This is a genomic window from Mesorhizobium sp. M2A.F.Ca.ET.037.01.1.1 (assembly GCF_003998075.1).
Taxonomy (GTDB): Bacteria; Pseudomonadota; Alphaproteobacteria; order Rhizobiales; family Rhizobiaceae; genus Mesorhizobium.
The window spans coordinates 1-8,225 of sequence record NZ_RZSA01000195.1 but is presented as its reverse complement, the minus strand read 5'-3'; the positions used below and the strand labels follow the sequence as shown (position 1 = coordinate 8,225).

Genomic DNA, 8,225 nt, shown 5'->3' with positions numbered 1-8,225 from the left:
GGTTCGCGGTTGAGATCCCCGCCATCGAGAGGCGCCGCGCGGGACTCGACGCCGATCGGCGGTTGTGGATCATCCTCGACGAGTTCAACTCCGATCTCGTCGGCAAGTCCTTCTATCTCGAACCCGAGCCGCCGATCGGCGTCGAGTCCCGCGCGGCGCCTCTCGATGGCGGGGATCTCAACCGCGAACCGAGCTTTCTCCGGCTCCTTGGTGGTGATCGGGAAGAACAGGACAAGATCGCCATCCGCTCGTACAACCCGCACGCCGACGGCGACGGGCCGTTCCTTGCGGCCCTCCGTCTCGCCGGCGCGGGCTTCGCGCGCCCAGAGGTAAGGGTAACGGATGACCGTTGCCGTGCGGATGTCGTCGTAGCTCATGTCCGCCCCGTTTCATCCTCCTGCGCATAGGCTTCGACCGCGCTCTCGAAATCGGCGAAGAGGCTGTCAGACATGGTCTCGATTGTACCGGCAGAGCGGCTATCTGACTGGCGCACCAGCCGCGCGTAATCCTCGATGTTGAGAAGCACGAGACGGGGTTTGTTGCGCTGGGTAATCGTCACCGGACGGCGCAGGGCCTCGGCGATAATGTCGCCGGACTTCCGGGAAAGCTCGCTCGTGGAATAGGAACCACCTGAACGGGGCATAGCGACCTCCTATCATTGCTGATTGTCGCCATATACAGCATTGGCAGCATTTGTGCAAAGCGATGAAAAATGCCCCATCGCCGGCTTCAGGATCGACGTCCAGATAGAGCAAGCCAGTCGCCGGGGTGAGCTTTCCGCACCTAGGCTCCTTTCCCTGGGGAGTGGGAGGGTGGATGAGATAGCGCCGGCTCTTCGATCTTCTCGTGGCTCAGGCACCGCTCTCCGCCGCAAGCTGCCCCAATATCGCCAGCGCTTCCTCCGCCCGATCCGCCGGCACGAACAGATGATCGTGATAGAAGGCCGAGACCGGATTGACGCCCATGTCGGCGGCCGCCAGCTTCGCGGTGATCGCGGCGAGGAAGCCGACGGCTTGGAGCGAGGAGTGGATGTCGAGCGTGATCATCCGGCAACGGAACGTTCCGGCAAGGCCGGCCGCCTTTGCCTGGCTTTCGGCCAGGATCATCGTCGTGCCCTCGCGCTCGCGAAATTGCATGACGGGCTCGAGCCCCGCCGCAACCGGCATGCCAGGTGCCAACGTGGCGAATACATAGATATCCGAGTAAAGCCGCGGCGTCATCGATGCCAGCAGCTTCTGCAGGTCCGTCTCGCCGTTCATCTTTCCATTCCTTCGTCTGGCGCTCTGCGACGTTCTCGACAGTCCCGCTCGAAACGTCAACGGTCCTGAGCCTGGACGACATGGCGATGTCGCTGGCGGCTGAGCCGCGGGTTCGTTATCGCCGTAGAGACATAACGGCTTGCAAAGGTTCATCCGATGATCGTCCGCCCGCGCCCGACATTCCTGCAATTGTTCTTCATCATGCGCGGCTCGGTGGTGCCGCGCATCCTGCCGCAGATTTTCGGCTTCGCCATCTACTCGGCGGTCATCCTGCTCGTGGCACGGCACTTCCAGCTCGATCTCAGCGCCTTCAGCATCGCGCCTTTCGGGCTCGTCGGAGTGACGCTGTCGATCTATCTGTCGTTCCGCAACAACGCCGCCTATGACCGCTGGTGGGAGGCGCGTAAGCTCTGGGGCGGGCTGGTCTTCGAGATCCGCAACTTGGCGCGCGCCACCACCAGCCTGATCGGCGACCGCGCCGAGCAGCGCGCGCTGCTGATGGAGGCGCTTGCCTTCTGCCATCTGCTGCGCGGGCAATTGCGCCGGATCGACAGCATAGAGGACGCGCGCGCCTTCATCGGCGACGAGGTCGACAAGGCCGCCGCCCGCGCCAACCCTGCCGAAGACATGGTCCGCCGCATGGGCCGGCGCGCCAATGCGCGACGCGAGGCCGGCGCGCTCGACCCGATCGGCTTCCGCATCCTCGATGAAAGGCTGGCCGCGATCGCCGCCATCCAGGCCGGCTGCGAGCGCATCGCCGGCACGCCCCTGCCCTTTGCATACACGCTTCTGCTGCATCGCACGGCCTATGTCGTCTGCCTGCTTCTGCCGTTCGGGCTGGTCTCGGCCACGGGCTGGGCGACGCCGCTGTTCACGGCGCTGATCGCCTACACCTTCTTCGGCCTCGATGCGCTGTCGGAAGAGCTCGAGGATCCGTTCGGCATCGAGGCGAACGACTTGGCGCTGGACGGCCTCTGCCGCGTTTGTGAGATTTCCGTGTTCGAGGCGCTGGACGAGACACCGCCGAAGATGATCGCGGCCGACAAGTTCTATTTCTCGTAGGAGGTCGACCCACGAGGACTCTGCCCTCGGAAATGGTCGAAAGCGCTGTGCTTTCTTCGTCATTCTAGGGCGGAGCAAGGAGCGAAGCGACGCGGCGCAGACCCTAGAATCCATGCCGTGGCTTCAAGGCGTTGCCGGCGGTCCAGAATTTTGTTCTGCCGCGCGCTCCGCGACGGAGCTACGCTCCTGCTTCGCCCTAGGATGACGAAGGTGTGGTTGCTCCGACGTCCAAAAGAACCGGCCCTTGTAGGATCGCCACATCATGGTCCGTCCTTGAATCGAACCCGGCAAGCAGCCGGTATTCGCACCCAGGAGGGAACATCCATGAGCATCTCCGAAGCCGCGCCTGCCTCGCAAGGCGCTGTGTGGGCCGGGCGCGCGCTCAGCGCCGTGGTCGTCCTGTTCATGATCTTCGACGGCGTCATCAAGCTGCCGCCGCTCGATATCGTCACGCAGACGATGAACGGGCTCGGCTGGCCGGCCGATCCGAACATCGCACGGCTGATCGGGGTCATCGGGCTGATCTCGACCGCGCTCTATGCCTTGCCGCGCACCTCGGTGCTCGGTGCGATCCTGCTCACCGCCTATATGGGCGGCGCGATTTCGACGCATGTGCGAATCGGCAACCCGCTCTTCTCGCACACGCTGTTCGGGGTCTATCTCGGCGTTATCCTGTGGGGCGGGCTCTATCTGCGCGACGCAAGAGTGCGGGCGCTGATCCCGTCCAGGCGATAACCGGGGCAAAAGCGATGCTCATTCTCATAACCTCATCGGTAAGGATTTCGAGGCCGGGCTCGACAATCCGAGACGCCCTGCCGAGCGGTTAAGGCCACGAGATTTCAACAGGTTAGCACTTGGTCCTGTTGACGCGGCCGGCACGTAGCCGGCCAATCTTCACCATCGCCGGGATCAATTTAGCTGTTCGTGAGTTTAGGGCATGGCGGCGAGGACGGCGCTTGAGAGAGGAACAGCAATGAAGAAAGCAATTACCATTCTGGTTCTGACGATGGCCTTGGGCGCCTGCTCGCAGACGGAAAAGGGCGCGGCGATCGGCGGCCTGGGCGGCGCGGCGGTCGGTGCCGCGGTGGCCGGCGATCCGGTCGAAGGCGCGGTTGTGGGCGGTGCCGTCGGCGCCGTCGCCGGCGCATTGATCGGCCACGCCAGCGAGGCCGGCCAGTGCCGCTACCGCGACCGCTACGGGCGCGTCTATGTGGCGCGCTGCCCGTCCGGCTATTGAGGCGTCAGGCGGACCAAAGGAAAACGGCGGGCATGAGTCCGCCGTTTTCTTGGAGCGTTTGCCTTTCAACGGCGCCGTGATTACTCGGCGGTGGCGGCTTCAGCCTCGGCGGGCGCGGCGGTCGCCGCGGCGGCGGCAGCGGCCGCATCTTCCTGAGCCTTCTTCAGCAGGGCGGAACGCTCCTGCGCCTTTTTGCCGGGCAGCGCCTTGTTCGGGTTCGAGCGGGCTTCGCGCTTGGCAAGGCCGGCTTCGTCAAGGAAGCGCAGCACGCGGTCGGTCGGCTGGGCGCCGTGCGACAGCCAGTGCTTGACGCGGTCGGCGTCGACCTTGACGCGCTCGCCGTCCTTCGGCAGCAGCGGGTTCCAGGAACCCAGCGACTCGATGAAACGGCCGTCGCGCGGCGAGCGGGCGTCGGCAACGACGACGTGGTAGTAAGGACGCTTCTTCGAGCCCGCACGGGCCAGTCTGATCTTCAGTGCCATTCTTTATCTCCTAAAAGCTCTGATTTCGTTTGATGTGGTTTGCGGCAGTGTCTTTTTGTTTGTGCATGCCGTTATCCCAAAACCGCTAAGCACTTTTGGGCGGCATTCACTGGTTAGCCGGCTTTGGCAGCGCCGTTGGAAGCGGCGATCTGTTCGTGGTGGCGGATCACTTCACGGACGACGAAGTTCAGGAACTTCTCCGCGAAATCCGGGTCGAGATTAGCATCCTTCGCCAGCTGACGAAGGCGGGCGATCTGCTGCTGCTCGCGCGCCGGGTCGGCCGGCGGCAGGCCATGCTCGGCCTTCAGAACGCCGACCGCCTTGGTGCAGCGGAAGCGTTCGGCCAGCATATGGATGAGGGCGGCGTCGATGTTGTCGATCGAGGCTCGGTAGCCGGCCAGGATGGCGCGTGCGTCGGCCATGTCTTTCTCCTCGTTCATCGCCTCCTCACTTCTTCTTACCGAGGCCAGGGAGCCCGCCACCGCCCAGGCCGGGGAGACCCGGAAGCTTCATGCCGCCTGGCAGGCCCGGCAGTCCGCCACCGGGAAGTCCACCGGGCAAGCCGCCCGGCAGGCCCTTGCCGAGGCCGGCGGCCTGCGCCTGCTTCTGCAAAGCCTCCAGCTGCTTCGGGTCCATCTTGGAGAGGTCGGGCATGCCGCCGCCAGGCATCATGCCGCCAAGCCCCATCTTCGAGGCAAGGCCACCCATCATGCCGCGCATCAGGCCGCCGCCTTTGCCCTTGCCGCCCATCGCCTTCATCATGTCGGCCATGCCGCGATGCATTTTCAAGAGCTTGTTGATCTCGGCCGCGTCGGTGCCGGAGCCGGCGGCGATGCGCTTCTTGCGCGAGTGCTTGAGGATATCGGGGTTGGCGCGCTCGGCCTTGGTCATCGAGGAGATGATGGCGAGCTGGCGGCCGAACATCTTGTCGTCGAGGCCGGCGGCGGCGAGCTGGTCCTTCATCTTGCCCATGCCTGGCATCATGCCCATGATGCCGCCCATCCCGCCCATCTTCGACATCTGCTGAAGCTGCTGGGCGAGGTCGTTCAGGTCGAACTTGCCCGACTGCATCTTCTTGGCCATCGCCGCCGCCTGCTCGGCGTCGATGGTCTCGGCAGCCTTCTCGACGAGCGAGACGATGTCGCCCATGCCGAGGATGCGGTCGGCGATGCGCTTGGGATGGAATTCCTCCAGCCCGTCCATCTTTTCGCCGGTGCCGATGAGCTTGATCGGCTTGCCGGTGACGGCGCGCATCGAGAGCGCGGCGCCGCCGCGGCCGTCGCCGTCCATGCGGGTCAACACCAGGCCGGTGATGCCGACGCGCTCGTCGAAGCTCTTCGCCAGGTTGACGGCGTCCTGGCCGGTCAGCGAATCGGCGACCAGCAGGATCTCGTGCGGGCTCGACACCTTCTTGATGTCGGCCATCTCGACCATCAGCGGCTCGTCGATATGGGTGCGGCCGGCGGTGTCGAGGATGACCACGTCATGGCCGCCGAGCTTGGCCGCCTGCACGGCGCGCTTGGCGATGTCGACCGGGCTCTGGCCGGCGATGATCGGCAGCGTCGCGACCTTGGTCTGCTCGCCGAGCTGGCGCAGCTGCTCTTGCGCTGCGGGCCGCCGCGTGTCGAGCGAGGCCATCAGGACTTTCTTGTTCTGGCGCTCGGTCAGCCGCTTGGCGATCTTGGCCGAGGTCGTCGTCTTGCCGGAGCCCTGCAGGCCGACCATCATGACGACGACGGGCGCCGGCGCGTTGAGGTCGATGGCGACGCCTTCGGCGCCCAGCATCTCGACCAGCTCGTCATGGACGATCTTGACGACCATCTGTCCGGGCTTGATCGACTTCAGCACCGCGGCGCCGACCGCCTTCTCGCGCACCTTGTCGGTGAAGGAGCGAACCACTTCCAGCGCGACGTCGGCCTCGAGCAGCGCACGGCGCACCTCGCGCAGCGCCGCCGAGACATCCGCCTCGGACAGCGCGCCGCGACCGGTCAGGCCGTTCAGGATCGAACCAAGGCGTTCCTGGAGTGATTCAAACATTCTTTTCCCTTTTCCCTGGCACTGTGGATGCCCGAGAGGTAGTGCGTTCGCGCCGGGTCGCCAAGCAAAAGCGCAAAGCCAAAAAGCACCCGGGGGCGCATCGCGCTGCCGGGTGTTGGCCTCCAGGATCTCTTTACAGCTCTTGCCTCAAAGAGGCTTCGGCGTCCTGGTCGGCTTTCGCGAAAGAAACTCGTCGCGGAAATTCAGCGGCTCTAGACAGGAAATCGGCCGCGGAGTCAAGTGTTGGGCCTAAACCTAGTGGCACTGCACAGGGATTTTGAAAGGTTGCCGTTTGTCTTGGTGCAAGATCTTCCGTTCATTTCAGTGAAATCAGCGCAAACGCCGGAGATTGGCTGAAGCCGCCCCAACCTCGTCATTCTATGGCGGAGCAAGGAGCGAAGCGACGCGGCGCAGACCATAGAATCCATTCCGTGACTTGGAAGCGCAGCCGCGGTGCAGAATTCTGCTCCGTTGCACGCCTTGGCGAAGGTAACGGCATGGATTCCAGGGTCTTCGCGACGGAGCTTCGCTCCTGCTCCGCCCTGGAATGACGATCGCGATGGGCGTTTCGGCCAATGTCCAAGCATGCCACCTGCCGACAGAAACAGAGCCGATCGGTCAAAATCCCTGTGCAGTGCCACTAGGCCAAAACGCCGCGATTTGGGATCGCTCAACCGAGGCTTTCCCTGTTCGCCCCGACCCGCAGCGGCGAGCGCCGGTGCACAAGCAAAAGCATCGTCAAAAGCGTGCTGACGATACCGATCGCGGCGATCAGCACGGCGTCCCAGTTCGTCCAGCCGGGGCCTTCGAGCGGCTTGGCGTTGAGCAGGGCGAAGCCATTATAGCCCTCCTGGTGCGAGATCAGCAGGAAGCCGGTGAGGTTGTTGCCGAGATGGGCACCGAAACCAGCGCCGAGATTGCCGGTGACATAGACAAGCAGCGTGAGCAGCAGGGCGAAGGCGCCGATCGAGACCAGGACGCAGGCATTGATGGCAAAAGTCGAGGCCGAGTTCCAGTGCAGCGAGGTGAACAGCAGGCCCGGCAGCAGCGCCCAGATCCACGGGCTCCGGAAGCGATAGGCGAGGCCGCGCACCAGGTAGCCGCGAAACAGCATTTCCTCCGACGAGGTCTGCAGGAAGGCCAGCAGCACGATCGGGATCAGGAAGAGCAGCCAGGACGAAAAGGCGATCGGTCCGCGCGTGATTTCCGGCTGCAGCCAATAGAGCAGCACTTCGGAGAAGAGCGAGGTGATCAGCACTGCGACCAGCCCCTTGAGGAAATCGCCGCCGGCGATGCGGCGGCTGGCGCCGAACAGCGCGGACAGCGGCTCGCCGTGAACGAAGCGCATCGCCACCCACAAGCCGATCCAGATGCCGGCAAAAGAGGTCAGGGCGCTCAAGATGCCGACGGGCGAGGCCAAGAAATCCTGCATGTACCGCCCGGTCGAGGGTCCGGGCAGGCGCCAGACGATGTAGATATAGGTGCCGGCAAAGAGCACCAGAGCCGTCATCGCCATCCAGAAGGCGATGATGATCGGCGACCCGAAGAACAGGCGCAGCAAAGTGGTCTTTTCGTTCGGCGAGCGGCGATAGCCCTCGAAGGCGGCATTCTCGATGGTCACGCGGCTCCCCTGCCGAAGGCTTCGGTCGCATGATGTATGGCGATCAGTGGTTACCGTGCGATTACGCCATCAGTTTTCCGGGTTGAATGGGTCGCTTCAAGCACCACGGCGGGGATGTCACGGTCGAAGACGAGCTGGACGCCTGCCTGTCGCGATCCATGCCGTTACATCTGAGCGATGTTGCGGTGCAGAACAGCCTCTCTTCTGCACCGTCTTCATTCTTCGCGCGAGGTCACGGAATGGATCCTCGGGTCTGCGCGCCGCTTCGCGTCGCTCAGCCCGTGGATGACGAAGTTTGGGCGCTTCGGCCAATACCGAACCTATGTCGCGATGCGACAACCGCTGCCGGCACAAACAGCGGCCGCCATCGCTGGCGGCCGCTGTTGCCCATCACTGTCCGGCGATCAGCGCATCACATAGACGATACGCCTCGTGCCCGGATCGACCAGCGCCGGCTGGTTGTTCACATAAACGTAGCGATACCGGTAATCGGGGATCTCGCGCAGCTCGACCGTGTCGGGCAGCGT

General features: G+C 64.1%; 11 protein-coding genes. 3 read left to right on the top strand and 8 right to left on the bottom strand.

The genetic code is table 11. The features are described 5' to 3' along the window. The 3 genes from EOA27_RS12330 to EOA27_RS12320 form a co-directional block, all read right to left on the bottom strand. On the bottom strand, positions 1-377 hold a 377-nt coding region (locus EOA27_RS12330), incomplete at its 3' end, for a hypothetical protein (RefSeq protein WP_245491075.1). Continuing rightward, on the bottom strand, positions 374-643 hold the full coding sequence (locus tag EOA27_RS12325) for a type II toxin-antitoxin system prevent-host-death family antitoxin (RefSeq protein WP_112128743.1): 270 nt from the start codon (positions 641-643) through the stop codon (positions 374-376). The genes EOA27_RS12325 and EOA27_RS12330, both read right to left, overlap by 4 nt. Positions 644-851: 208 nt before the next feature. Then, positions 852-1,259: an ACT domain-containing protein gene (locus tag EOA27_RS12320; protein ID WP_126080408.1), complete on the bottom strand. Its 408-nt coding sequence runs from the start codon at positions 1,257-1,259 to the stop codon at positions 852-854. Between the two features lie 156 nt (positions 1,260-1,415). Between EOA27_RS12320 and EOA27_RS12315 the strand changes: the two genes are divergently transcribed. The 3 genes from EOA27_RS12315 to EOA27_RS12305 all read left to right on the top strand — a co-directional run bounded on the left by EOA27_RS12315 (position 1,416) and on the right by EOA27_RS12305 (position 3,558). Further along, entirely contained in the window at positions 1,416-2,321 is a 906-nt protein-coding gene (locus tag EOA27_RS12315) for a bestrophin family ion channel (RefSeq protein WP_126080409.1), read from the top strand. A 324-nt stretch (positions 2,322-2,645) separates the two neighbouring features. After that, positions 2,646-3,056, top strand: a complete 411-nt coding sequence (locus EOA27_RS12310) for a DoxX family protein (RefSeq protein ID WP_126080410.1) — start codon at positions 2,646-2,648, stop codon at positions 3,054-3,056. 238 nt (positions 3,057-3,294) lie between these two features. Next, entirely contained in the window at positions 3,295-3,558 is a 264-nt protein-coding gene (locus tag EOA27_RS12305; RefSeq protein ID WP_126080411.1) for a YMGG-like glycine zipper-containing protein, read from the top strand. An 80-nt stretch (positions 3,559-3,638) separates the two neighbouring features. On the opposite strand, the gene rpsP is transcribed toward EOA27_RS12305, so the two are convergent. From rpsP to EOA27_RS12280, 5 genes are all read right to left on the bottom strand, one after another. Then, a complete protein-coding gene (gene rpsP, locus EOA27_RS12300) occupies positions 3,639-4,040 on the bottom strand; it encodes a 30S ribosomal protein S16 (RefSeq protein ID WP_126063613.1) in 402 nt (133 codons plus the stop codon). A gap of 113 nt (positions 4,041-4,153) precedes the next feature. After that, positions 4,154-4,480, bottom strand: a complete 327-nt coding sequence (locus tag EOA27_RS12295; RefSeq protein ID WP_073989908.1) for a chorismate mutase — start codon at positions 4,478-4,480, stop codon at positions 4,154-4,156. A gap of 7 nt (positions 4,481-4,487) precedes the next feature. Beyond that, positions 4,488-6,077 (bottom strand): signal recognition particle protein, encoded by a 1,590-nt coding sequence (gene ffh, locus EOA27_RS12290; protein ID WP_126080412.1) that lies wholly within the window; start codon positions 6,075-6,077, stop codon positions 4,488-4,490. Between the two features lie 670 nt (positions 6,078-6,747). Continuing rightward, positions 6,748-7,698: a type II CAAX endopeptidase family protein gene (locus EOA27_RS12285; RefSeq protein ID WP_126080413.1), complete on the bottom strand. Its 951-nt coding sequence runs from the start codon at positions 7,696-7,698 to the stop codon at positions 6,748-6,750. A 404-nt stretch (positions 7,699-8,102) separates the two neighbouring features. Next, the coding region (locus EOA27_RS12280; protein ID WP_127256287.1) for a DUF1236 domain-containing protein at positions 8,103-8,225 on the bottom strand (123 nt) is incomplete at its 5' end.

Coding starts and splice junctions, on each gene's coding strand:
- EOA27_RS12325 (WP_112128743.1), bottom strand. CDS start 643: ATGCCCCGTTCAGGTGGTTCCTATTCCACGAGCGAGCTTTCCCGGAAG.
- ffh (WP_126080412.1), bottom strand. CDS start 6,077: ATGTTTGAATCACTCCAGGAACGCCTTGGTTCGATCCTGAACGGCCTG.
- EOA27_RS12305 (WP_126080411.1), top strand. CDS start 3,295: ATGAAGAAAGCAATTACCATTCTGGTTCTGACGATGGCCTTGGGCGCC.
- EOA27_RS12315 (WP_126080409.1), top strand. CDS start 1,416: ATGATCGTCCGCCCGCGCCCGACATTCCTGCAATTGTTCTTCATCATG.
- EOA27_RS12295 (WP_073989908.1), bottom strand. CDS start 4,480: ATGAACGAGGAGAAAGACATGGCCGACGCACGCGCCATCCTGGCCGGC.
- EOA27_RS12310 (WP_126080410.1), top strand. CDS start 2,646: ATGAGCATCTCCGAAGCCGCGCCTGCCTCGCAAGGCGCTGTGTGGGCC.
- EOA27_RS12320 (WP_126080408.1), bottom strand. CDS start 1,259: ATGAACGGCGAGACGGACCTGCAGAAGCTGCTGGCATCGATGACGCCG.
- rpsP (WP_126063613.1), bottom strand. CDS start 4,040: ATGGCACTGAAGATCAGACTGGCCCGTGCGGGCTCGAAGAAGCGTCCT.